Origin of the sequence: Lawsonella clevelandensis, assembly GCF_001293125.1 — a bacterium.
In the GTDB taxonomy this organism is placed as follows: domain Bacteria; phylum Actinomycetota; class Actinomycetes; order Mycobacteriales; family Mycobacteriaceae; genus Lawsonella; species Lawsonella clevelandensis.
Window position 1 is genome coordinate 1,674,366 of sequence record NZ_CP009312.1, and the last position, 23,719, is coordinate 1,698,084.

General features: G+C 55.6%; 24 protein-coding genes, 1 other RNA gene and 1 pseudogene. 16 read left to right on the forward strand and 10 right to left on the reverse strand.

The window, feature by feature from the left end; genetic code table 11:
• Positions 1–31: 31 nt before the first annotated feature.
• The 3 genes from IY73_RS07150 to rnpB all read left to right on the forward strand — a co-directional run bounded on the left by IY73_RS07150 (position 32) and on the right by rnpB (position 1,961).
• Positions 32–763: a zinc ribbon domain-containing protein gene (locus IY73_RS07150; protein WP_053962466.1), complete on the forward strand. Its 732-nt coding sequence runs from the start codon at positions 32–34 to the stop codon at positions 761–763.
• Positions 764–841: 78 nt separating this feature from the next.
• Positions 842–1,513: a histidine phosphatase family protein gene (locus IY73_RS07155; RefSeq protein ID WP_063665790.1), complete on the forward strand. Its 672-nt coding sequence runs from the start codon at positions 842–844 to the stop codon at positions 1,511–1,513.
• A gap of 48 nt (positions 1,514–1,561) precedes the next feature.
• Positions 1,562–1,961, forward strand: an RNA gene (rnpB, locus tag IY73_RS07945) — RNase P RNA component class A.
• Positions 1,962–2,101: 140 nt separating this feature from the next.
• Here rnpB and IY73_RS07165 read toward each other — a convergent pair.
• Positions 2,102–2,572, reverse strand: a complete 471-nt coding sequence (locus tag IY73_RS07165) for an Lrp/AsnC family transcriptional regulator (protein WP_053962468.1) — start codon at positions 2,570–2,572, stop codon at positions 2,102–2,104.
• Positions 2,573–2,716: 144 nt separating this feature from the next.
• Here IY73_RS07165 and ald point away from each other — a divergent pair, with 144 nt between their 5' ends.
• Both ald and IY73_RS07175 read left to right on the forward strand, forming a co-directional pair.
• On the forward strand, positions 2,717–3,820 hold the full coding sequence (ald, locus tag IY73_RS07170) for an alanine dehydrogenase (RefSeq protein WP_053962469.1): 1,104 nt from the start codon (positions 2,717–2,719) through the stop codon (positions 3,818–3,820).
• A gap of 139 nt (positions 3,821–3,959) precedes the next feature.
• Positions 3,960–4,184, forward strand: a complete 225-nt coding sequence (locus IY73_RS07175; protein WP_053962470.1) for a hypothetical protein — start codon at positions 3,960–3,962, stop codon at positions 4,182–4,184.
• 115 nt (positions 4,185–4,299) lie between these two features.
• Here the strand turns inward: IY73_RS07175 and IY73_RS07180 are convergent, their stop codons facing one another.
• Positions 4,300–4,743, reverse strand: coding sequence for a hypothetical protein (locus tag IY73_RS07180; protein WP_053962471.1), 444 nt, complete (start codon positions 4,741–4,743; stop codon positions 4,300–4,302).
• A gap of 156 nt (positions 4,744–4,899) precedes the next feature.
• Here IY73_RS07180 and IY73_RS07185 point away from each other — a divergent pair, with 156 nt between their 5' ends.
• From IY73_RS07185 to IY73_RS07195, 3 genes are all read left to right on the forward strand, one after another.
• The gene (locus tag IY73_RS07185) at positions 4,900–6,570 is read left to right on the forward strand and encodes an alpha/beta hydrolase (protein ID WP_053962472.1); all 1,671 of its coding nucleotides are present in this window, start codon (positions 4,900–4,902) and stop codon (positions 6,568–6,570) included.
• Positions 6,571–6,771: 201 nt separating this feature from the next.
• Entirely contained in the window at positions 6,772–8,112 is a 1,341-nt protein-coding gene (glnA, locus tag IY73_RS07190) for a type I glutamate--ammonia ligase (RefSeq protein ID WP_053962473.1), read from the forward strand.
• On the forward strand, positions 8,109–11,153 hold the full coding sequence (locus tag IY73_RS07195; protein ID WP_053979140.1) for a bifunctional [glutamine synthetase] adenylyltransferase/[glutamine synthetase]-adenylyl-L-tyrosine phosphorylase: 3,045 nt from the start codon (positions 8,109–8,111) through the stop codon (positions 11,151–11,153). The genes glnA (IY73_RS07190) and IY73_RS07195 overlap by 4 nt, the downstream gene beginning before the upstream one ends.
• A gap of 74 nt (positions 11,154–11,227) precedes the next feature.
• On the opposite strand, the gene IY73_RS07200 is transcribed toward IY73_RS07195, so the two are convergent.
• Positions 11,228–11,713 (reverse strand): hypothetical protein, encoded by a 486-nt coding sequence (locus IY73_RS07200; protein WP_053962475.1) that lies wholly within the window; start codon positions 11,711–11,713, stop codon positions 11,228–11,230.
• Positions 11,714–11,863: 150 nt separating this feature from the next.
• Positions 11,864–12,340: a hypothetical protein gene (locus IY73_RS07205; RefSeq protein WP_053962476.1), complete on the reverse strand. Its 477-nt coding sequence runs from the start codon at positions 12,338–12,340 to the stop codon at positions 11,864–11,866.
• 250 nt (positions 12,341–12,590) lie between these two features.
• On the opposite strand from IY73_RS07205, the gene IY73_RS07210 reads away from it, so the two are divergent.
• The 4 genes from IY73_RS07210 to IY73_RS07225 all read left to right on the forward strand — a co-directional run bounded on the left by IY73_RS07210 (position 12,591) and on the right by IY73_RS07225 (position 16,177).
• Positions 12,591–13,682, forward strand: a complete 1,092-nt coding sequence (locus IY73_RS07210; protein WP_053962477.1) for a heme/hemin ABC transporter substrate-binding protein — start codon at positions 12,591–12,593, stop codon at positions 13,680–13,682.
• On the forward strand, positions 13,679–14,743 hold the full coding sequence (locus IY73_RS07215; RefSeq protein ID WP_053962478.1) for a FecCD family ABC transporter permease: 1,065 nt from the start codon (positions 13,679–13,681) through the stop codon (positions 14,741–14,743). Before IY73_RS07210 ends, IY73_RS07215 begins: the two co-directional genes overlap by 4 nt.
• Positions 14,743–15,552 (forward strand): heme ABC transporter ATP-binding protein, encoded by an 810-nt coding sequence (locus tag IY73_RS07220; protein WP_053962479.1) that lies wholly within the window; start codon positions 14,743–14,745, stop codon positions 15,550–15,552. The genes IY73_RS07215 and IY73_RS07220 overlap by 1 nt, the downstream gene beginning before the upstream one ends.
• 67 nt (positions 15,553–15,619) lie before the next feature.
• Positions 15,620–16,177: a methylated-DNA--[protein]-cysteine S-methyltransferase gene (locus IY73_RS07225; protein ID WP_053962480.1), complete on the forward strand. Its 558-nt coding sequence runs from the start codon at positions 15,620–15,622 to the stop codon at positions 16,175–16,177.
• Here the strand turns inward: IY73_RS07225 and IY73_RS08680 are convergent.
• Positions 16,174–16,344, reverse strand: coding sequence for a hypothetical protein (locus IY73_RS08680; protein ID WP_237023731.1), 171 nt, complete (start codon positions 16,342–16,344; stop codon positions 16,174–16,176). The two genes, IY73_RS07225 and IY73_RS08680, sit on opposite strands and share 4 nt — an antisense overlap.
• A 1-nt stretch (position 16,345) precedes the next feature.
• Positions 16,346–16,441, reverse strand: a pseudogene (locus IY73_RS08840) (hypothetical protein); the annotation flags it as partial.
• Between the two features lie 370 nt (positions 16,442–16,811).
• Here IY73_RS08840 and IY73_RS07230 point away from each other — a divergent pair.
• Positions 16,812–17,570 carry an alpha/beta hydrolase family protein gene (locus IY73_RS07230; protein WP_148565068.1) on the forward strand — a complete coding sequence of 253 codons (759 nt, stop codon included), beginning with the start codon at positions 16,812–16,814 and terminating at the stop codon, positions 17,568–17,570.
• A gap of 39 nt (positions 17,571–17,609) precedes the next feature.
• Here IY73_RS07230 and IY73_RS07235 read toward each other — a convergent pair whose 3' ends face one another.
• Positions 17,610–17,888 carry a hypothetical protein gene (locus IY73_RS07235; protein WP_148565069.1) on the reverse strand — a complete coding sequence of 93 codons (279 nt, stop codon included), beginning with the start codon at positions 17,886–17,888 and terminating at the stop codon, positions 17,610–17,612.
• 325 nt (positions 17,889–18,213) lie between these two features.
• On the opposite strand from IY73_RS07235, the gene IY73_RS07240 reads away from it, so the two are divergent.
• The 3 genes from IY73_RS07240 (at position 18,214) to IY73_RS07250 (ending at position 20,120) form a co-directional block, all read left to right on the forward strand.
• The gene (locus IY73_RS07240) at positions 18,214–18,951 is read left to right on the forward strand and encodes a type I restriction-modification system subunit M N-terminal domain-containing protein (RefSeq protein WP_053979143.1); all 738 of its coding nucleotides are present in this window, start codon (positions 18,214–18,216) and stop codon (positions 18,949–18,951) included.
• 126 nt (positions 18,952–19,077) lie between these two features.
• Positions 19,078–19,554 (forward strand): hypothetical protein, encoded by a 477-nt coding sequence (locus tag IY73_RS07245; protein WP_237025122.1) that lies wholly within the window; start codon positions 19,078–19,080, stop codon positions 19,552–19,554.
• Positions 19,555–19,811: 257 nt separating this feature from the next.
• On the forward strand, positions 19,812–20,120 hold the full coding sequence (locus IY73_RS07250) for an HsdM family class I SAM-dependent methyltransferase (protein ID WP_257720258.1): 309 nt from the start codon (positions 19,812–19,814) through the stop codon (positions 20,118–20,120).
• 189 nt (positions 20,121–20,309) lie between these two features.
• Here the strand turns inward: IY73_RS07250 and IY73_RS07255 are convergent, their stop codons facing one another.
• The 3 genes from IY73_RS07255 to IY73_RS07265 all read right to left on the reverse strand — a co-directional run bounded on the left by IY73_RS07255 (position 20,310) and on the right by IY73_RS07265 (position 23,673).
• Positions 20,310–20,918 carry a hypothetical protein gene (locus IY73_RS07255; RefSeq protein WP_237023734.1) on the reverse strand — a complete coding sequence of 203 codons (609 nt, stop codon included), beginning with the start codon at positions 20,916–20,918 and terminating at the stop codon, positions 20,310–20,312.
• 238 nt (positions 20,919–21,156) lie between these two features.
• Positions 21,157–22,593 carry a type I glutamate--ammonia ligase gene (gene glnA, locus IY73_RS07260; protein ID WP_053962486.1) on the reverse strand — a complete coding sequence of 479 codons (1,437 nt, stop codon included), beginning with the start codon at positions 22,591–22,593 and terminating at the stop codon, positions 21,157–21,159.
• 303 nt (positions 22,594–22,896) lie between these two features.
• On the reverse strand, positions 22,897–23,673 hold the full coding sequence (locus IY73_RS07265; RefSeq protein ID WP_053979145.1) for a DUF4191 domain-containing protein: 777 nt from the start codon (positions 23,671–23,673) through the stop codon (positions 22,897–22,899).
• Positions 23,674–23,719 lie beyond the last annotated feature (46 nt).

A 23,719-nucleotide genomic window follows, 5' to 3' on the forward strand; every position in this document is an offset into this window, starting at 1 on the left:
GCGATTTTGCACCAGTGAGGAGAAGTCCGCTATGAAGTGTCCCCCCGTTCTGCAGAGGCTCCTGCTCGATCTTGCTGACGTTGATGCCGCCATTGCAGCGGCAGAGCATCGCAACAGCGAACCCAGCACAGATCGTCATGTGAAGATCCAACAACGCCACTACTTTGAAGCACGCTCTACCGCTGCACGGGCACGATTAGCGCTGGAAGATGTCGAACGTGAACTGCAACGAGCGCGGGGAGAGCTAGCCTTCCTCGAGCGCCGCCAAGCCCATGACGAAGAAGCGGTGCATGTCGCGCATGAGACGGAAGTATTACGTGATCTTTACCATGATCTCCACTCTGTAGAACGGCTGCTCACCAATTCTCGCCGGCGTATTCGGCATCTGGAAGAGCAGGTATCTGCTTACCAAGCACAGGTCGCTAATTGTGATGCCGCCGTGAAAAGCACTCAACGAGAATTGGATAGTGCGGTGGCAGCGCTTGACAAGTACACCGCTGATGTAGCGAGTGCACTGCCCAAGATGCGTGCTGAACGGGAAGCATTAGTGGAGTCTCTTCCCAGTTATGTTGTTGACGTCTACGAAGAAATGCGGGAAGAACTAGGAGTAGGAGCGGGACGCCTGGTCGGCCTCAATTGCGGGGTGTGTCGAATGGAGCTTTCTACTGGTCAGCTGCACGCCATTCATGGCGCCCCGGCGGATGAATTAGTGCGCTGTCCAGAGTGCGGTGGGTTGTTGGTGAGGAGTGATCTCATGAGCTAGCTGCCAGAGCGGTGTTCTCTGCGCGGACGGTACCATGGAGACTATTCCCGTCCGACAGAGTGGTGAAGGAGAATTGCGGTGGCAGAAGCGTCACGAGGCTGGGCATCCCCCGATATGGGCAGGCCAACGAGGTTTGTGATGGTACGTCATGGACAGACCGCAGACTCCGTCCGTCATCTTTTCTCCGGATCTGGAGGAATTGACCCAGAATTGACCGAGCTGGGGCATCGGCAAGCACAACAGGCAGCGCAACGTGTGCAGGAGAGTTCTGCACCGGGGGATTATTCCGTGCTCATAGCTTCGCCTTTGCGTCGAACTCAGCAGACGGCACAGTATCTTGCTGAGTCGCTGGATCTCCCTATCGTCACAGACAACCGTTTGCGAGAATGTGATTTTGGAGAGTGGGAAGGGTACACGATGGGGGAAGTACTGGAGCGCTACCCAACGGTCGCTGCAGCGTGGATGCAGGATCCTGAATGTGTACCACCAGGGGGTGAGAGCCTCGCCGCAGTACGACGTCGGTTGCAGAGCTTTCGGGAAGATGTCACGGCGCAGTATGGTGGAACGAATGTGCTGATGGTGAGCCATGTAACGCCAATTAAATCGTTGCTGTGGGAAGGACTTGGCGAGGTGGATACGGTGTTTTACCGTCTCTTTTTAGATCTTGCGTCGATTTCGGTAGCGGAGTTTTATCACGATGGCGGGTCGACAGTGCGGTTGGTTAATTACGGCGGGGGAGTGGTGGCCTAGTTCGCTGCCGGAATTTGTGGGGTAACTAGTACACTAAACACCGGTAAATGAGTCAGCTAGGCTGTCGCGGTTGGGGAAACCTTATGACCTAAGAAGTCCCCGTCGAGGAAAGTCCGGACTCCATAGAGCAGAGTGGTTGCTAACGGCAACCCGGGGTGACCCGCGGGATAGTGCCACAGAAAACAAACCGCCACTTTGGTGGTAAGGGTGAAAAGGTGCGGTAAGAGCGCACCAGTATTGCCGGTGACGGCAGTAGCTTGGTAAACCCCACTCGGAGCAAGATCGAAGGCTTCACGTTTGGTGGAGCTGCGTACATGTTTAACGGCTGCTCGCTGAAGTGTGCGGGTGGATCGCTTGAGATACTCGGCAACGATGTATCCAGATGGATGGCGGCCGCCCATGGGCAATGCTTGTGGGAACAGAATCCGGCTTACGGTTGGCTCATTTACCGTTTTTGTCGTTATGAGAGGGAATCTGAGGCTTCCGGGAATGGAAAGTTTTCATAATGGCGACAAGATCTTTTGCCGCATGGCAACTTTTTGAGAGCTAAATCACTTCCGTGGGCAATTTTTAGAAAACACAGGTTTCTTAGGAAGTGGACCGATGATGCTCAAAAATCAGCATCGTCTGGGTGCTCGCTACAACCGGATTATTGTTCAGCTGATGTGCGACAAAATCGGACAATTCAGTGGTATCGCGCATACATACATAGATCAGATAATCGTCAATGCCGCTAACAAAATAGACGTCCTGAACACCCCGTAAACTTGCCATCGTTTTCCCAAAAGTGTCCATTCCCATGCGAGAACCTGCGTGAAGCCGGACAGCAATCATAGCCTGGAGGCCACGGCCAATGAGCTGCGGGTCGATGTCAGCGTGCACACCGCGGATCACTCCGCTATCGGTGAGTGCCTTCACCCGGGCAGAAGCGGTGGAGGGGGCAATCCCTACTCGTGCCGCCAAATCCTTGTTGGCGATGTCTCCGTCTTCCCTAAGAATCTGAAGAATTTTTCGGTCAACTTCATCAAGTTGTGGAGGCTCAATCGGCGAAGAATCCATAATTTTCACCCCGAGTTAAAAAAGTTTTTTCGGAATAGGTGCGAGCTTACCGAATTTTCTCCAGAATAAGCGTGACCCAGAAATTTTATAGGGGTTCGCGAGAGAACAAAACGAAGAACCCCACAACACGTTTCAGGAGTAGCAATGCGCATTGGCATTCCCAAGGAAGTTAAAAACAACGAATTCCGCGTATCCGTCACCCCCTCCGGCGTCGCCGAGCTCGTGCACCGCGGCCACGAAGTTTTCGTGGAGAAGTCCGCCGGTGTTGGATCCAACTTCCCCGATGAAGAGTACATCGAGGCTGGCGCCACCATGATCGAGACCGCCGACGAAGTTTGGGAAAAGGGCGATCTCATTATCAAGGTGAAGGAGCCCATCGCCGAGGAATTCCCCCGCATGCGTGAAAACCAGGTGCTGTTCACCTACCTGCACCTCGCCGCCTGCACCGATTGCTGCGATGCTTTGCTCAAGGCTGGTACTACTTCCATTGCTTACGAAGTTGTCCAGACTCCGGATCGTAAGCTCCCGCTGCTTGCCCCGATGTCTGAAGTCGCTGGCCGCCTTTCTGTTCAGGTTGGCGCCCAGCATCTGATGAAGCAGTACGGCGGCGGCGGCAGGCTGCTCGGTGGTGTGAGCGGTGTCCGTCCTGCCAACGTTGTCGTACTTGGTGCCGGCACCGCTGGCTCCAACGCTATCGCTATGGCCGTTGGTATGCGCGCTGACGTCACTGTCTTCGATATCAACATTGCTGCTCTGAAGGCTCTCGACGACATCTACCAGGGCCGTGTCCATACTGTCGTGTCCAACAAGGCCGAGATCACCAAGGCCCTGAAGACCGCAGACCTGGTCGTCGGTTCCGTTCTTATCCCGGGTGCTTCCGCACCGAAACTGGTGACCAACGACATGGTTGCACAGATGAAGAAGGGCTCTGTGCTCGTCGACATCGCCATCGACCAGGGTGGCTGCTTCGAGGACTCCCACGCCACCACCCACGAGGATCCCACCTTCCCGGTTCACGACACCGTTTTCTACTGCGTTGCGAACATGCCTGGTGCTGTCCCCAATACCTCTACTTGGGCACTTTCTAACGCCACCCTGCCCTACGTTCTGCAGATTGCTGAGCAGGGCTGGGAGATGGCAGTGAAGAAGAACTCTGCTCTGAAGGCCGGCCTCTCCACCCACAAGGGCAAGCTGTACTCTGCCCCGGTGGCTGAGGCACTTGGACTCCCGCTGGCCACTCTGGACTAAGTATCTAGCCCAGAGTGCGGTCTCCGACGGGAGGCGTGTTGTGTGATAGAGACGACGCCCGCACCCATGGGTGCGGGTCTCGTCGTATTTATGGGCCGATATCCCGACCAAATAGTGGAAAATTCGGAACAATAGAGCTATGACAACTTCTGACAACGGCAACTGGTACGTCAATACCGCGACCGGAGAAGTCTCCCAAGGAAAGCATCGTGAATGGGGCGACCGGTTGGGTCCCTACCCAACCGCAGAAGCTGCCGCAGAATGGCGCGGCCAAGCCGCTGCCCGTAATGCGGAAGCCGATGCCGCAGATCTCGATTGGGAAAATTCTATCGGAGCCAACGAAGAGGAGAAACCCTTGTCCTAGCTGCAGGGAACTCTCCCGGATATCCACCCACAGAGTACTTCCCCAGCGTTACACCTCACTGCACACAAAGGAAGGCGAGCACCCAACATTGGGTGCTCGCCTTCCTTTTCTCTCGCTAATAAGTGGGGAGGGTTACCAGCGTTTCAGCAAGAGTACGAGTAGCTAATGCCAACTTCGTCTCTTTCCAAATTTCGGGACACGATTTCGCTAGTGCAATATCGATATCGTGGGGATTCTTCATGATTGAACGCACAGTAATGTCATTGTGGAGTGACCATTCGAGGACCGCAGCGTTGAAAGATCCGCGGGCTGCCCGCACGCTATTGGTTCGCCAGGGGGAGAGGGATGGCTCAATGGCCTGGCAGAGCAAGGGGGCGTTTGCCTCGACTCCGGGAGTCACTGCCTTTTCCCGCTGCTCTGGAATAGCGCTAGTGGTGGTGGTCTCACTCACTTCCGGTGCAGGCAGTGAGGACGATTCACAGCCTGACAACATAAGTGCCACAGAAATGCCGGCAATACCTGCGACAATGCCGGAGGACAAACGGTTAACGCTCTTCATATTTTTAGCTTAGCGATGAGTCTGAAAAGTTCCTGGAGGTAGACAGAAAGAATGCTCCTTTTTTCGAACCGAGCTCTCCCCAACGCGGCATCTCCTGTGAAACGATAGACAGCATGGACGCGTTGCGTCCCCAGCCCGCAAATGACAGGAGAGTAAATGCGACGGGACACAGTTAGCATGCCGCGCAAACTCGGTGCCTTGGTGATGGCGATGGGGTTAGCCGCCTCATTGGGAGTAACCACCACTGCCACCGCGGCGGCCCAAGACCCTTACACGATGGCAACTCCCGCAGCTGGAGAAAACCATCCTGCTCTGCAGAAGTTCTACGCACAGCGCGTACAGTGGGGTCCTTGTCTAGACGCAGCGATGCGTTCATCGGCACTCGATCGTTACCAGGCGTTTCTCAATATGGGTGAGATGGAGTGCGGAACAGTTGAGGTTCCGGTGGTCTACCCAGATGTCATCGCACAGGATAAAGCCCTGGGTAACCCCTGGAAGGTTGAACCGGGCAAGACGGTTGTCGCCAAGATTGCTGTCTCCCGTGTGAAGGCCACTGGAAAACGCTGGGGCGGCATGCTCATTAATCCGGGTGGACCGGGTGGATCTGGCCTCAATATGTCCGCGAGCTTGGCCTCGCCGGCAGCTGCAGCGAAGATTCTCGAGCATTTTGACCTCGTCGGTTTCGACCCGCGTGGTGTGGGAGCTTCAGAACCTAATCTCAAGTGCATCTCTGACAAAGCCTTCGACAACAAGCGGACTTTTGGTGATGCCACCTATACCCGTAAAGCCGTGGTGTACCAGAATCAGCAGAACCGCCATTACATGAACGGTTGTATTAAGGACGTGGGAGCGACCTTCCTTGCCCATATTGGTACCCGTGATGTCGTGCGCGATATGGATGTTATCCGCGCTGCCATCGGAGACAAGAAGCTCACCTATATTGGCTACTCCTACGGCACCTTCCTCGGCTCGCAGTACGCAGAGGCATTTCCCACGAAGCTGCGTGCGCTGGTATTGGACGGTGTCGTCGACCCCACTGAGGATAGTGTTGAATCTGCCGTCAACCAGGGTGCTGGATTCCAGAAGTCTTTTGAAGCATGGGCGAAATGGTGTGCAAAAGAACGGGATTGCCCGCTAGGTAATGATCCGTCCAAGGCCACAAGCGAGTTCCACAAGCTCGTCTGGCCATTGCAAAAGAAGCCTGCTCCGACCATCGTCATGAGCCGTTCGCTCAGCTGGTCTGACTCGGTACAAGCTGTTATTGCTTCCCTCTACACGCAAGCAACGTGGCCCCTGTTGAAGCTCGGTCTGCAGCAGCTGAAGACAGGTGCCGGTGGTGACGTATTGCTGGCGTTAGCAGATGGCTACTACGGACGCTGGATCGATGGTAACTATGCTAATACGCAGGACGTGTTCCAGGCTGTGCTCTGCATGGACAATGAGTCCAACTCCGACCATGCCAAGCAGCTCGACATGATACGGCGCTACATGAAAGCGATGAAGTTTGCTGATCCGGGTGGCGCAATTGAAAACGTTCCAGCGGATCTCTGCTCAATCTGGCCGGCACGGCATACCATTCGGCCGCATAAGCCGTCTGTGCATAGCAACGGCAATATCCTCGTGGTATCCACCACTGGAGATCCGGCTACCCCCTATGAAGCCGGTGTGCAGCTGGCACGGGATATGAAAGCCCCGCTGGTGACCTACGTGGGCGAAGGCCATTGTGCAGCCCTGCGTGGTCAGGCGTGTGTGGACCGGTATGTGGGAGACTTCATCGTCAACAAGAGGATCCATAAGAGCCATGTGACGTGCCGTTCTCAGCCGTAGGCTGACGGACGCATCCGCACTGGCAACGAGGCACCGCCTCTCCGATCTTGGAGAGGCGGTGCTGTGTTATCTGGAATGGGCAGAGGGGAGCGGGAAGTGGGTTACCGCGTTCTGGGAGAGTGTCTGGTACCGATGGGAAACGTTAGGAAACAGTGACCAGAGTTAACATGGCGGTAATGCTGATCTAATACCCTCGGAAGTATGAATCGACAGCAGGAATTTGTTCTTCGCGCCCTTGATGAACGCGATATTCACTTCGTCCGACTCTGGTTCACTGATCTTTTGGGGTACCTCAAGTCAGTCGCTATTTCGCCAGCTGAACTAGAGGGGGCGTTCGAAGAAGGTATTGGTTTCGATGGATCGTCGATCGAAGGCTTTTCCCGCATTACCGAAGCGGACACCATCCTCATGCCGGATCCTTCCAGCTTCCAGATGATGCCGTGGCTGCATGAGGATAAGCGGCAGCACTCTGCACGTATTTTCTGTGATATCCTCATGCCGGATCTCACCCCCTCGTGGGCTGACCCTCGCCACGTCCTGCGTCAGGTGATGAATCGTGCGTCGGGGATGGGTTTCTCCTGCTATGTCCATCCGGAGATTGAGTTCTTCGTCCTGAAATCACTTGATACCGAAGGGCAGCGTCCCGTACCAATTGATGCTGGCGGTTACTTCGATCAAGCTTTCCACGACATCGCCCCGCACTACCGGCGGCATGCAATCGAAGCTCTCGAATCGATGGGTATCTCGGTCGAGTTCAGCCATCACGAAACTGCTCCTGGCCAGCAGGAAATTGACCTGCGGTTTGCCGATGCACTGGGAATGGCGGACAATGTCATGACCTTCCGCTATCTGGTGAAGGAAGTCGCTATTAATGATGGAGTTCGGGCCACCTTTATGCCCAAACCTTTCACCGATTTTGCTGGCTCCGGTATGCACACACACGTCAGCCTTTTCGAAGGTGACACTAACGCTTTTGATGATCCCAATGACCCCATGGGTCTCTCCACGGTTGCACGGTCCTTTATGGCTGGTGTGCTAGAGCACGCCAATGAGATCTCGCTGGTGACCAACCAATGGGTGAACTCATACAAGCGGTTAAGCGGCGGATTCGAAGCCCCCATCGCAGCCACCTGGTCTTCCGGTAATCGCTGTACGATGCTGCGAGTGCCTCGCTATATGCCGAATAAGTCCAGTTCACGTCGGGTGGAGGTGCGTACTCCTGACCCCGGATGCAACCCCTACTTGGCATTTGCAGCTATTTTTGCTGCCGGTGTGAAGGGTGTGGAAGAAGGCTACGAGCTTCCTCCTGAAGCGGAGGAAGACGTCAATCTCATGCGTCCTAAAGAGCGTAAAGCGATGGGCTACCGCGATCTGCCAGAAAGCTTGCAGGACGCTATCGCGTGCTTTGAGAGCTCTGAGCTGATGGCAGATGCACTGGGCGAACATGTTTTTGAGTTCCTTATTCGGAGCAAGCGGGAAGAGTGGGCGCGGTATTCCAACCACGTCACTCCCTATGAACTGCGTCACTACCTGTCCCTGTGACCACTCCACGTAATACCGGCCGCCGTGTGATCCCCAGCTCCGCCAGGTTGGGGCTGTCGCGGGCGACCGCGGAACAAGAACTTACGGAACTGGGATGGATGAAGGAGGAGTGTGTAGACCTCCTGCGCGCTCTCTCCCGCAGTCCAGAACCTAACCTCTGCCTCGCTACCTTGGTCCGATTACGAGAAGCATTGTGCGACGTCGAAGGGGAGCAGAGCTGGGAAAGCTTGACGCAGGATCTTCTCACAAATGCCGTGCTACGGAGCAGACTCCTTGCGCTTCTGGGAGCGTCGACGGCGCTAGGCGACCATCTTGTGACGCACCCGACGCTAGCCCGCCATCTAGATACTGCTGTTCCCGCGTTTTCGGCGAGCGCACAACACCTGTTACAGAGCGTACAGGCCACCCCAGTGGATGCGACCGCGTCAGCTGATCTCACCACGACTGGCACTTATCGAGCCGGGATCACTGGTCCGGATGCCTTGCGCGCCATCAGAAGTGCATACCGCGACATTATGTGTCTAGTGGCCGCCGCGGATGTTGCCCACACGGTCGACAGCACAGAACACCAACCACCCCGCCGGGATACCTCGGAGCGCCTAACGGAGTTAGCGGAAGCAGCATTAACCGCCGCTCTAGCGGTTGCTGTTGCGACAGTCTATCCAGATGCAGCAGAGACGCCGGGACGTCTAGCCGTTATCGCAATGGGCAAATGCGGTGCCCGCGAGCTCAATTACATTTCAGATGTCGACGTCGTTTTTGTCGCTGAACCTGCTGATGCGAAAACTGCCCGTCTGGCTGCTGAATTCATGAGCATCGGCACCCGCTGCTTCTTTGAAGTGGACGCGGCACTCCGCCCCGAAGGTAAAAAGGGCGACCTAGTTCGTTCTGTAAGCTCGCATCTTGCGTACTACAAACGCTGGGCAAAGACCTGGGAATTTCAAGCGCTGCTCAAAGCGCGGCCAATGACCGGGGATATGAAACTGGGAGGGGAGTACTTCGACGCTATTTACCCACTGGTGTGGACAGCATGTGAACGGGACCAATTCGTTGCCGATGTGCAGGAGATGCGGCAACGCGTGGAAAACAACCTTCCGGCAGCTCAAGTTACCCGTGAGCTCAAATTGGGCCGAGGTGGCTTGCGGGATGTGGAATTCGCGGTACAGCTGCTACAGATGGTACATGGTCGCACCGATACCAGTTTGCGGGTGCGAGCCACCGGGGAAGCCCTAGATGCGCTTGCCGAAGGTGGTTATATCTCTCGGCATAATGGGGACGAGCTGAACTCTGCCTACGACTTTCTCCGTCTGCTCGAGCATTGCCTACAGCTGCAGCATCTCCGACGCACGCACCTCCTACCATCGGAAGATGAGGAGATAGCGCTTCGTTGGCTTGCGCGAGCAGCTGGATGCCGTCCGACCGGAACGATGGATACAGAAGAAGTACTGGTTGATCGTCTCCGGCGGACGCGGGCACGCATCCGAACTCTTCACGAGAGCCTCTTTTACCGTCCGCTGCTGCTGAGCATTGCCGCCGCAGACGCCTCCACCGTCTCCATGGACAATGAGGCGATGGAACGGCAGCTGGCGGCACTGGGATATCAGAACCCGCGGCACGCGCTCACCCATCTACGTGCACTGACCGGAAATAGCAGCCGGCGTGCCCGCATTCAAGAGATGCTTCTACCCATGGTTTTAGAGAAGCTCAGCCGCACTGCTAACCCCGACGCAGGTTTGCTGGATTATCGACGTTTGTCCGAAAAGCTGGCTGACAAGTCGTGGTATCTCCGGCTTCTCCGGGATGATGGAGTTGTGCTGGAACGTCTGGCTACCATCTGCGGGAACAGCCGTTATATTCCCGACCTGTTGATGAATGCTCCCGATGTCATTCAAATGTTGTCCGGCAGCCGCCTAGTGGAGGCAAGTTCAGCCGATATCGTCTCAGCGCTCGAAGCGAGCGCCCGCCGTCACCACAATCCGGCGGATGTTATCGATGCTGCACGTTCGTTACGGCGGGCAGAATTAGCGCGTATAGCCTGTGCAGATGTTCTCGGAATGCTGGATGTGGAGGAAGTGTGCGCTGCGCTCTCCACTATCTGGGTGGCTGTCCTCAACGCGGGATTGTCCGTCACGACTCGTGAGCATTTGGAGAGCGCCGGGCTGGCGGAACAAGATGCCCCGGCACGCATAGCGGTGATCGGCATGGGGCGTTTGGGAGGTAAAGAGATTGGGTATTCCTCTGACGCCGACGTGATGTTTGTGTGCCAACCCACCGAAGCAGCGGAATCTAACCAGGAGGCGCTGCAGTGGTCGACCGAGGTAATCGACAAGCTTCAGCAGCTGCTCAAGAAACCCTCTACTGATCCGCCATTAGAAATCGATGCGGATTTGCGACCCGAAGGGAAGAAGGGTGCGCTGGTGCGCACCCTGGAAAGCTACCGGAGCTACTACGAAGAGTGGGCGGAGCCCTGGGAACTGCAGGCATTACTGCGGGCGGAGCCACTAGCTGGAGACATGGAGCTAGGGCAGAAGTTTATCGAAATGGTGAATCCTCTCCGCTACCCAGAAAAGCTCCCGGTGCAGGTAGTCCAACAGATCCGTCGTATGAAGATTCGGGTGGAGACAGAACGCATGCCATGGGGTGTGGATCCGAGCCTCCACACCAAGCTAGGGCGGGGGAGCCTCTCCGATATTGAGTGGACAGTCCAGCTGTTGCAGCTGCAGCATGCGTATGCCTATCCAGAGCTGCAGGTGACATCCACGCGGGCGGCGCTGGAGGCTGCCACACAGGCAGGACTCTTGAGTTTGGATGATGAGGACACACTGTGGATTGCCTGGTCCCGCGCAACGTCGACGCGGAACGCTTTAGTGTTGGCGAAAGGCCGTCCCCTTGATGTCCTACCTATTCAGGGAGACATCTTGTCCAGTGTGGCGGCAATTTGTGGGTGGCCGGTCAATGCGGGTGCGGACTATGTGGAGAATTATCTGAAGTCCACGCGACGGGCCAGAAAAGTTGTGGAGCGCGTCTTCTGGGGAGAATGACGCGCTCCACAAGAGCTCGTGCTGTGCGTCCTGTCACCGTAGTTCCAGTGTGCACAGAGCTATGTGAGGTTTCCTTAGTAACGGATGCTCACCGGGACTCGGGCAATGATGTCCAGACCATTGACGTGGTCGTGGAACATGGTGATCGAGCAGCCCTTGCGGCAATCGACCTTTTTGCCGGGAACAGTTGAGCCGGTAAGGGTTACCGTAATTTTGGCATCGACCGCACCATTCCGGGGAATGGGGTTGGTGCCGCCGGGGGAGTTGGTCACCCACAGCTGATTCCCGACCTGACGGCGCTCACCGGTGCAGAGAGGGATGGGGCCTTTGTAGTTTGTTTGGCAGAGTCCAACGTTGTAGCCGGAGAGGGGATCGAGCCCACGCAAGGAGATCTTCACGACACTGCCGGCGTGAAGACCTTTGGTGGGGGTGGCGCTAAGCGCAGGTGCAGCCTGCGCCGTACCAGTACCGAGGGAGAATACACCAGCGACAGCAAGGGCTACCAGAGCAGAACCTCGCCGCGCTTTACACATCGCGATGCGGCTGGAAAAGATCGTCACTTTCTTTCCCTTTCACCTAAAAATTGCCGTTTTTCCGCGATTAGCATCCCACAGATGGGTAAAGTCCCGGTCTCTCCGACCGGGACTTTAGTCTCATATACACATAGTCGCATTCATGCGGACATGTAATGAATTTGTAATGTTTAGCGCTTAGTACTTCACCGAGACGGGCACACGGGAGAGGATATCCAGGCCATTCACATGATCGTGGAAGAGGGTTACGGAGCATCCCTTACGGCAGTCCACCTTCTTGCCCGGAACCGTAGAACCAGTCAGAGTGATGGTGATCTTGCCTTTAACAACACCGTTACTAGGGATGGTATTCGTACCGCCGGGAGAGTTGGTGACCCACAGTTGGTTACCAATGGACTTACGCTCGCCCGTGCACAGTGGCACCGGGCCAGAGAACTTATTCTGGCATAGCCCCACGTAATAGCCGGACAACGGGTCAAGACCGCGGAGGGTGACATTAACAACGGAACCCGCATGCAGCCCCTTGGTAGGGGAAGCGGAAAGGGTGGGGGAGGCCTGGGCAACGCCAGCGCCAGCAAGAGGCATGAGAACCGCAGCGGTCAGACCAACGATAGCAGAGGCGCGACGGGACGTACGAGAGGTAAAGATCGACACGATGGTGCCCTTTCTACAATGTCCTCAAAAGGTCTTCTTGAAGGTCTCCTCGAGGCCCTCAAGTGGCGTCGAGTTCTTAATAACAAAAATATAACTCAGGCGACCCTAGTCAGGTTACCCTAAAACTTTGCAATGGACTATTCTAGAAAAAGAATTTGTGGTGCTAACGCTACTCATCGGGGTGGCATAATTCCGCGGATAAGCAGCTGATAAAGCTCTCGAAAAAATAAATGACTTCTGGAGGACTGAAGTGGCCGGCTTTACTGACCCCATGATGGACGCATCATCCACCCACGCGCGCGCCCCCCGCTCTCACCGCCGCGTCCTGATCGCTCTCATTACTAGTGCCGCCCTTGTCTTTACCGGTTGTGCCGGCCCTAATGGAGCCAACGGTGGGAAAGACGAATTCCCCAACGCCAAGGGCTCGCGCCACGCCGTGCTGAAGAATAACAACCCCGAAGTGGTCGTCAATACCCCCACACAGCACCTTCCTGCCAAGGTGAAGTCCTGGGACGGTGAAGAGATCACTGTCACTGACACATCTCGCATCATTGGCATAGACCGCCCCGGCACCATCACTCGCACCATCTATGCATTGGGTCTTGGGAAGAACATCATTGGACGTGACAAGACGGCAGACTTCCCCATGGCGAAGGATATCCCGCTCGTCACCACCAAAGCCCACGTCCTCAATGCCGAAAAGATTATTGCTGCACGCCCCACTGTCGTCATTGTTGACGTGACAGTAGGCCCGTCTGCCGTCCTCCGACAGCTTCGTGCCCTCGGTATCCCAGTGGTCTACATTTCCCCGGAACGCTCACTCAAAGGCGTGGGAACTACCATTGTCGAAATTGGTGAAGCCCTCGGCGTAGACCGAAAGGATATCGATAAGGTCATCGACCACACTAAGAAAGAAATCGATGACGCAACCAAACGCGCCCACGCGATGGCTGACGGCCGCCGCATCGCAGTACTCGTCATCCGCGGCACCAACGTCGCCTTCATCGGTGGCCCTGGCTCGGGAGCCCCTGGACTCGTGGAAGCCCTGGGCGGTGTCGATGTCAGCAAAGAAATTGGTCTGACTGCCGCATTTACCCCAATGACCCCAGAAGCCATGGTGAAGGCTGCCCCAGACACCGTCATCGTTATGTCTGACGGCATGAAGTCTGCCGGTGGCGTGGATGGTGTGGTTTCTGCCCCCGGTATGGCCCAAACACCGGCCGGCAAGAACCGTTCCGTCGTCGATATTCTCGACTCCGCCCTCTTCTCTTTCGGTCCGGGAGTCGGCCTGGTTATCGATGCGCTCGCTGACGCCCTATACGGAAAGCCTGCCGCCCAGTGACGCCTACTAGAACACGCCGCTCCGTCATCGTTCTGGTCATCCTCATTCTGCTGTTGATCGCAGCGGCCCTTGTCTCCTGTCTCGTGGGCCAGGTTCATACCACCCCACAAGACGTCATCAACACCATCCTCATGTCATGGGGTGTGGAAGGTGATGGCAGCACCTCCCGTATCGTCTCTAGCACGCTCTGGGAAGTGCGTTTCCCGCGGCTCGTTCTGGCACTCGTCGTGGGTGCCGGCTTGGGCTGTGCGGGTGCGCTCCTGCAAGGAATCTTCGCCAACCCACTGGCGGAACCGGGCATTATCGGTGTGTCATCGGGAGGTGCAGTCTTCGCCTCGGGGCTCCTCGCGATCACTTCTCTGGTTGGTACAGACCAAAGCTACGTACTCCTCAAGTGGGGGACCGCCGTAGCAGCCTTTATCGGTGCCCTTCTGACAACCCTGCTGGTCTATTCGCTGTCCCGTGTGCAAGGGAAGACGGTAGTCGTTAACCTCATCCTCGTCGGTGTTGCTGTCAACGCTATCGCAGGCGGTTTCATTACCCTCTTTAGCTTCATCGGTGGCACTGCTGCACAATCACAGGTTGTTTTCTGGCAGTTTGGGTCGCTGGCAGGAGCCGGGTGGAGTTCCGCAGTGATTACACTTATTGTCACGCTCATGGGGATTGTTATTGCCTGTCTCTTCTCCCGCAAGATGGACCTGCTGGCGCTAGGAGAAAACCAGGCGCAGCATCTTGGCGTTAACGTAGAACGCTTCCGCTTCTACATCATCATCGTGGTGGCCGCACTGGTGGGCGTTGGGGTGGCGTTTGCCGGCGCAATCGCGTTCGTTGGCCTCGTTGTCCCACACGCTATCCGTCTTCTCATCGGCCCGCAGCATAAATGGCTGCTCCCCACCTCTGCCGTGGGCGGCGCGTTTGTCCTACTGATCGCCGATACCTGTGCGCGCACTATCATTAGCACGGCGGAACTACCTATTGGCATGCTGACATCTTTGGTCGGCGGCCCGGTCTTCCTGCTCCTGCTCCGTCGCTATAAGTCTGTGGGAACGGGGTGGCAGTAATGAGCACTACGCCTAGCGTCAATGGTTCTACCGTCATAGAAGCCAACCATGTTGGCTGTGTCCGTTCCAAGCGCAGCATTCTCAACGATGTCTCCGTAACAGTGCATGCCGGTGAGGTTATCGCCCTTGTCGGCCCTAACGGTGCCGGTAAGTCCACGCTTCTTAGTGTCCTTGCCGGGGATCTCCCTATTTCTGCAGGAAGCGTCTCTGTGTGCGGTGACGACCTTACCTCTCTTTCCGTCCGCGAATTGTCCCACCGCCGAGCGGTGCTTACCCAGAGTAACCATGTCGGTTTCGAATTCTTGGTGAGCGAAGTTATCGAGATGGGTCGAGCCCCCTGGACGCGCACTCCGCAGGCAGCAGAGGACGCAGAGGCAATCGTAGGGGCAATCGCCGCCATGGATGTGGAACCGTTCCTCCCCAAGCTATTCAATGAACTGTCTGGTGGCGAACGCGCACGTGTCTCGATGGCCCGTGTGTTAGCACAACGAACCCCTATCCTCATGTTGGATGAGCCCACCGCAGCACTTGATATTCAGCACCAAGAGCGGCTCATGCAGGTAGTCCGTGAGCGGGCTGCACATGGTGTCGGTGCCGTGGTTGTTCTCCATGACCTCGGTCTGGCTGCTGCTTATGCAGATACCATTGTTGTACTGGCAGACGGCGCTGTGGTGGCGCAAGGCGAACCTCGTGAGGTACTTACGGTGGATCTTCTCAGCCGGGTATACAACACCCCCGTGCGCATTGTGGAAGACGGCGTGGGCTCCTTCCACGTCGTGCCCGATCGTTCCGACTACCAACGGGCATAGTCCGTTTCTGGTGCACTACCACCGCGGAGCACACACTGTGGTAGGACACCGGTTCTGAAGGAGACTTATGTTTGCTGACGACGCCACCTCGGCCCCCGCTGAGTTTCTCTCCTTCCGCACTGTGTCCACCCCGATCGGAGACATTCTCTTGGCAGCTACTGCCGTCGGCATCGTACGGGTCGGGCTACCAACCGAAAACCCTCACCTAGTGGCCACTGAGGTGGCCTCCCGGCTGGGAGTGCCCGTTAGGGAAACAAGTTCGCTACTGGATACGGCACAGACTCAGCTCGTGGAGTATTTCGCTGGGGAGCGGCTGCGCTTCGACGTTCCCCTCGACTGGCGCTTTTCCGACGGCTTCGACCTGCAGGTGCAGCGGCAGCTTCGGCATATTCCGTATGGCTCAACATGCTCTTACAAAGAGGTTGCGAAGGCCATCGGAAACCCTCACGCTATGCGCGCGGTGGGGGCTTCCTGTGGGGCGAACCCGCTGCCGATTCTTGTACCGTGCCACCGGGTTATCCGTGCAAACGGCGACCTTGGCGGCTACCGCGGAGGACTGCCTACCAAGGTCGCCTTACTGACACTGGAGAAGCAGATGTTAGCGCAGGAAGATCAAGCGTTCTAGTCCATGATCCACAAGCTCAGACGGAGTGCGCCAACGGCTTCATCCATCGCCCGCTGAGCATCCTTCCACACCCAGAAACTATTGACGGTGGAGTGACATGAATCTGCTATTACGATGCAGGGTAGTGGATACACCAACTGCAGCCAGATACTTGGCGTAGGCTTCATCTTCATAGCGGAGTGGAACGTGTCCCGCTACCGCAACGTTTGCGGGGGCTACTTTTGTGAGAAGAGCATCTGTTCCCAGATGTCTGAAAAGAAGCAGTGGAGGCTTTCTCGTTGTTTCAGACTAACAGTCATTTCCTGCGGAAATATTGTAACTGGACAGATGAATAACGTTGTCGCGCTAGAGAAAAATCTAGCGGTGACAACGCCAAACTAGTATTTATTTACTTCTGGGTGGGTGGTGTGGAGTCGTTTTCTCCACCAACACATAGCGCCGGGACATTTGCGAAACTCCCTGACCACTGCGGACCATCTAGCCTGATGTCTCCGTTTCCACAACACTACCTTTCGTTTTCCCTTCAGATTCCCCCTTAGTAGGTCAGAGTAGGCTAGGCGCGATCCCGACGACGGGCCCGCACGAGGTGGCCACCCGCACGGAGTTCGTCACCTATCCGTCCCCGATACCGTCCATGGCCACGGCCGACGATGGCACCCGCGAGCTGCCTGTCGGCATTTGGGAGCCCGGAGACACGGAGCCGATCGGCCCACTTGTGGTCTTCTCCCACGGCGCGAACGGCACGATGTACAACAACGAGTCTCTCTTCCGAGAGCTGGCCAGCCACGGCTACCGGGTCGCCTCCGTCGCCCATTCGAAGCACACGATGTTTACCCGGCTCTCCGACGGCACCATCGTCACCCCCCGACAAGCAGTTCCTGGACGAGCTCTCGACATCCAGAAGTCCGACGACATCCAGATGTCCGTCGACCTGCAGAAGGACTGGATCGAACTTCGCCTCGCTGACCTCGACGCGGTCCTGGACCAGCTCCCGCACGACGAGGTCGTCGCCATGGGCCACTCGTTGGGCGGGGCCAGCGCGTTGGCGCTCGGCCGCGAGCGCGATGACGTCGTCGACGTGGTCGCCCTCGAGTGCATCACGGTCGCAGGCGAAGGAGAGGGGCCCTATCCGGTGCCGATCCTGTACTTCTACTCCGACGTGGCCAAGGATATGCTGGAGGGCCCTGCACACACCGAGGTGGCCCTGCCCGACGGTCCGGAGGATCGGGTGGTTTACTTGCCGGGCTCCGGCCACCTGGGCATGACGGACCTGGGCCGTGTGACCCCGATTGTCACCAACCTCCTCGACCGCGGCCTCGATACCACCGACAGTGAGGTAACACTCGGGGCCATCAACGAAGAGGTCCTCGCCTTCCTCGACCAGCTCCAGTAGCCCGGACAGCCGCGCGACCTCGTACCCCGGTAGCATGAACTACTCCCCATTAGTGGACTGAGAAATCCGATACCGACTAGCGGGGAGTGTTTTGTGAGAGCGTGAAGATCTTTGACCGAGCACCAGCGAAAACAGCTTGTCGAGTTGTTTGTACACGGTATGGGCATACTGCCGCGGTGCGCCATCATCTTTCACCATCTTCTTGATGGTGTCCTTGAGTGTGTCACCGAAGTTCTCAAGTCCAGTGCCTTTATAGGCGGTGTTGAACTCGCGGACAATCGCATTCACTTTTTGGTCAAGAGTCTTGTTAGGCTCCATAGTCTTTTGAATGTTCCTGTTGGCAGTGTTCGCCTTATGTCTAGGAACTTTGCCAAAGTCCTTATTGAACTTAATCTCTACCACTGATTTTTCACCTCCAATCCGGTGCCGTACGTCATAGACTCCCGCCCCGACATTAGGGTGAAATATTTGAAACAGGCGTGCTAAATCGCTCATGTGCGCGAAATTGGGGGATGTCTGGTGAATTCACGACCGATATAAGTGAGATGATAAAGACCTTGATGGAAGCTGTTTTCGCGCAGTTTTCACTTTCCGATAGCATAATAAGAATCTATAAGTAAAATTCAAGCGATAGGTAAGTATAATGGCAGTTACGCAAGCGAAGTTAGAATCCGAGCTCTGGGAAGCCGCAAACTCTCTGCGTGGAGCAATGGATGCAGCAGACTACAAGAACTACGTCTTTCCGGTTCTTTTCTGGAAGTGGATTAGCGTCAACTGGGAACTAGAACACCAGAAGTTTCTCGATGACTACGCGGGGCAGGATCCTGGTGAAGAAGCTTTAGCAGAGGTAGAAGCTGACTATCACATCTTCACCGTGCCTGACGGCACCCGCTGGTCACAGGTGTTCCGTAATGAGGGAGTTCCAAAGGGTATCCAAGAGGATAAGAATAATAAGCTCAACCCCGCCACCTATCTTGGTATCCGTGTTAAGCACGCCATGGACAGGATTTCACAGGCAAACACTGACCGTCTAGCAAACATCTTTGGCGATGTGCATTATGCCAACCAAGAGCGATTGCCAGAAGCAGCACTTAAGGGACTTTTGAAGCCCTTTAATGAAGTCTCCCTTGACCGTGAGAACGCGCCGGGTGACCTGATGGGTGCAGCATACGAATACCTACTCAAGAGGTTCGCTGATGACGCTGGACAAAAGGCTGGTGAGTTCTTTACCCCGCGTTCTGTTGTTCACCTGATTACCCGCCTGTTGAAGCCACAAGAGAATGAAACCATTTTCGGACAAAGATCCGAATCTTGGACACGCAAAAAGAAGTATCAAGTAGCATTATCCCAAAGCGGAAATACAAATCTGGCAAGGCTATAGGCACTGCGGGGAGATGACGCAAAACACGGAGGCGTATCTGACGTTTGTAAAAGAATTTTTGGATTCGGATTTATGGAATGAGAAAGATAAAAGTTGATGGATATCCTACGAGCAATACTTGACGGCGTGGCGATCGCCGCAATTTTTAATGGGGCTGTCGCAAGCTTGGTACTGATCAATCCAAGATGGTTTTTGGACTCTTATCCAAAAGCCATTCAAAAGGCAGCTCCTTTACCAATGACAACGCAAGAGAAAAAGATAAATCTCATATTCACTATCGGCCTCGTTGGGATATGTTTTGTTTATTCGGTCGCGAGCCTTATGCATTCCCCAATTATTGGTTTTTGGAACTTGTTTTGGATGAGCTATATCCAGTGGAGCATCTTAAATGCAGGAGATTTTTTGCTGTTAGATTGTCTGTTATTTCAAGGAAAATATAAGAGCAAAATTGTTATTCCCGGCACAGAGGGGCACAAGGACTATGAATTTAAGAATTGGATGAAGCACTTGGCGATTTGGGAACATTTCTTGTTTGTACCCTTTTTGCTAATACCAATCATATCGGTAATCCAGGCGTTCATTATTGGAGTGTTAGTCAGATAATTCGCAATCTGTAAACCTTTTAACGATTCTTCAAACAATTTAACGATTGCTGACACCTTTTAACGATTGCTCGCCAAGGGGTACGAAAAACGTAAACAGACACACCGGCAAGAGCCACAGAAAAGCCCCAAAATCATACAAAAATCGCCACGGAAAGCAGTGACGGAAGCTCCGAGGAAAGGCGTAAATCCCTGTAAATCAAGGGATTTAGAGGTTAAACACATAACTTACGCACCAGTATCAAATACAGTGTCGGAATAGACCCGACCTGTGGCACGGGTGGCATGTTGATTGAGTCTGTGGCAGCTGTGGAAGCTGACGGTGGTGACTCGCGCACCTTGAGCCTGTATGGACAGGAGAAGAATCTGACTACTCAGTCCATCGCCCGAATGAACATGTATATTCACAACTTGCCAGACCATAACATCATGCGCGGTGACACTTTGCGAGAGCCAAAGTTTACCGATGGTGACGCACTCAAACAGTTCGACGTGGTTATTGCTAAACGTTGGTTGGGACAGATGATACGAGATAACGGCGTGTGCGAGTACGCGTTAGCCGCGTAAAACCTGTTGGTAGGCAGGGTCTAGGGACTTCGTGCGCTGCTCGCGAGCATTCTCGCGGTAGTAGTGACAGGGGCGTTCGGGCGTCTTCCGCCTGAGCTACGGCACCATTTGTACCCACCCGAAGCGCTGGAAGTCGTGGCGTCAAAAAGTATGGGTCACCGTCAAAAGGTATCGAGCAGAGTTTTCGCCCTACTTCTTCCCGTGCCGCTTCTCCCGCAGGTAGTACTTGTACTCTTCCCGGACACGATCGAAATCCTCGTCGGTTTGGTTCTTGAGGAAACTCAAGGCATCACCCGACCAGACCCAGGACGGATTGTGTTTTCCTCGCCACGCATACTTCGTGTTTTCGCGGAGTCCGTGCCGCCAAGCCATACACTTGAGATCATGCATCGTGAGCTTCCTGCCGTTCTTCCGGACCTCATTCGCCCGCTCCACCAATTCCCCTGCTGAAAACGGGTGAGTGTCATTGGGATCGACTTTGCGCTGAACGATTGTTGTTGGCGCGCCTTGGTTAATGGCAACCTCAAGATCGGCGCGACTAATTTTCTTGCCTGATTGCAGGTTGGTCTCCTGAACGATTGCGATCCGCCCCATGTCAGCGCCTAGGCTTTCTGCCTTGCCTATGATCTGCCGTAGGTCTCGAAGGAAGTCCTCGACTACCTGTGCAGACTTCACATCTCCATCCACCCGGAGCGAGCGAATCGTATCGCTTGGGGTACGAGCCGCCAGTGGGAGCAACGTCCACGTGATGTCATCGGCTAAGCCACTCCCAGAGTGTGTGAGATGATACGTATCCATTTTGACCGTCACGGACGCTGTGGCGGGTATCTGGAAGATTTGGCATACCCAAAAGTAGATGAGTAATAGCCAGTTGCTGTTTACTCATGGCTAATGACAAAGAGAACCCCCGTTTCTGGCTGATTTTTGCCAGTCGCGGGGGTTCTTTGCGCACTGAAACAGAGCACTAAGTCGCTGCTGAGAGAGTTCCGGGGTTTTCCGAACAAGTGGCGGAGGTTATCCGAACTCCCCGTGCCTATTAGCAGTCGAAGTACATTTCGAACTCCACCGGGGCAGGACGCAGACGAGCGGCGTCGAGCTCCACAGTGCGCTTGTAGTTGATCCAGGTGTTGATGAGATCTTCGGTGAACACGTCGCCCTCGGTCAGGAAGTCGTGATCCTTCTCCAGTGCTTCAAGAGCTTCATCGAGGGTACCCGGGGTCTGCGGAATGTTCTTGGCTTCCTCCGGAGGTAGCTCGTAGAGATCCTTGTCAATGGGGGCCATCGGCTCGATACGGTTCTTAATGCCATCCAGGCCGGCCATCAGCATGGCAGAGAAGGCAAGGTAAGGGTTGGAGGAGGGGTCAGGGCAGCGGAATTCGATGCGCTTGGCCTTGGGGTTATTACCAGTGAGGGGGATACGTATGCAGGCGGAGCGGTTGCCCTGGGAGTAGGCCAAGTTGACGGGGGCTTCATAACCCTTCACCAGACGCTTGTAGGAGTTGATAGTGGGGTTGGTGAAGGCCAGCACTGCGGCCGCATGCTCGAGGATGCCACCGATGAAGTAGCGGGCGAGATCGGAAAGACCGCCGTAGCCGTTCTCGTCGTAGAAGAGGGGCTTGCCGTCCATCCAGAGGGACATGTGGGCGTGCATACCCGATCCGTTGTCTCCGAAGAGCGGCTTCGGCATGAAGGTAGCGGTGAGGCCGTTCTTCCAGGCGGTGTTCTTAATGATGTACTTGAATAGCTGCACATCGTCTGCGGCGTGGAGAAGGGTATCGAAGCGGTAGTTGATTTCCATCTGGCCACCGTTACCAACCTCGTGGTGGGCGCGCTCCAGCGTGAATCCAACACTGCGCAGGTCGCGGCACATCTGGTCGCGGAGATCCTGGTAGTGGTCGTAAGGAGCAACCGGGAAATATCCACCCTTGAAACGGGACTTGTAGCCACGGTTGGGAGTGCCGTCGAGGTCGAGTTCTTTGCCGCGGTTCCACCAGGCTTCTTCAGAGTCAATCTCGTAGAAACCGGTGTTCATCTCGGTGGCGTAGCGGACGCTATTGAAGACGTAGAATTCCGCCTCAGCACCGAAGTAGCAGGTGTCGGCAATACCGGTGGAAATGAGATATTCTTCCGCTTTGCGCGCAACGTTACGGGGGTCACGGCTGTAGGGTTCGCGGGTGCGGGGGTTGTGGACGAAGAATTCCACGTTGAGGGTCTTGGCCTCACGGAAGGGGTCGAGGCGGGCGCGGGACAGGTCGGGGAGGAGCGACATGTCGGATTCGTCAATGGTGGCGAAGCCTCGGATGGAAGAGCCGTCAAAAGCGAGGCCCTCTTCCATAGCTTCCACGGTGAAATCAGCAGCGTCAATGGTGAAGTGCTGTTCCATACCCGGCAGGTCGGTGAAGCGAATATCGACGAGTTCGACCTCTTCAGCCTTGATGTAATCGACAACTTCTTGAGGGCTGGTAAATCCCACGGTAAATTCTCCTTGGTTGAGACCGGCTTTTGTCCGGTGATGTCTCAACTCTAAAGGAGAGGTGTTGCTCGGGAGTCAAGGTCGTGTTTCCGATGTGTTACGCAACCGCTTTTTCGGTTAAGAAAGGGGTGCCGTCGCCTTACTTATCCCTAAATAGGCTCTGGCCTGCACTGACGGGTACATATATGCCACAACCGCTGTAGTGACTCTGGGGGAGTTCCTACAGCGGTCGTGAGAAGAGTGGAGGGAAGGGCCAGTAGTTGGTTATGCGCGCAGAGCTACCGATCCGTGTGCATGGGCGGATTAACGCTGTGTGCGACGCCGGGCAGAGCGCTGCACATTACGCACCTTGGCGCCGGCCGGTATGGGGCCCTTGGGCATTCCCATCATGCCGGACTTTGCCGCCAGAGACTCCAGACGGTGCTGGATGAAGTCGACCTTGTCACGGTCAATATTTTGGGGGAGGCGCTTGATGGTGCGCTCAAGCTTCTTCATCTCCACTTCGTCTTCACCATGGCCCACATAAATCTCGTAGATGGGGGTATCTCCCACAACGCGGGCCAGCTTCCGCTTTTCGCCTTGCATTAATCCGCGCAGTCGGGCGTGGTTACCTTCCCCGACCAGGATGACGCCAGGGCGCCCAACCACTCGGTGCACAACATCCAAAGTGGTGTTACCTGCCACCGTCTGCTGGACACGCCAGGTGCCCTTCAGCTGGGAGAGAACCCACCCAGCCATGCCAGGCTGACCGTCTGCTTTCGCATAGAGGCTGTTGGTCATACGACGGGTGAAGATCACCATATCCAGCATGACACCGAGCAAGATACCGGCGATAACCATGAAGAGCCAGGTCACCCAGGACCCATTCATGAAGAAGTAGGTCACAAGAACGACGACAAGGAGGACGGCCACCAGCACAGCAATCATGATGGGGAGCAGCCATTTGTCCTCTTTGCGCTGCATATTAAAGGCGGTCCACACCTGTTTGATGGTGTTAATACGGCCCTTGCGCTTAGCCTGGCGGGCTTCTTTCCGCTCTTCCTTGGTCATTTCGGCCAGCGGCTTGTCCTTCTTAGCCATTACTCTCCCTCAATCAGTGCGGTGCATGGGACATAGGTGGCAAACA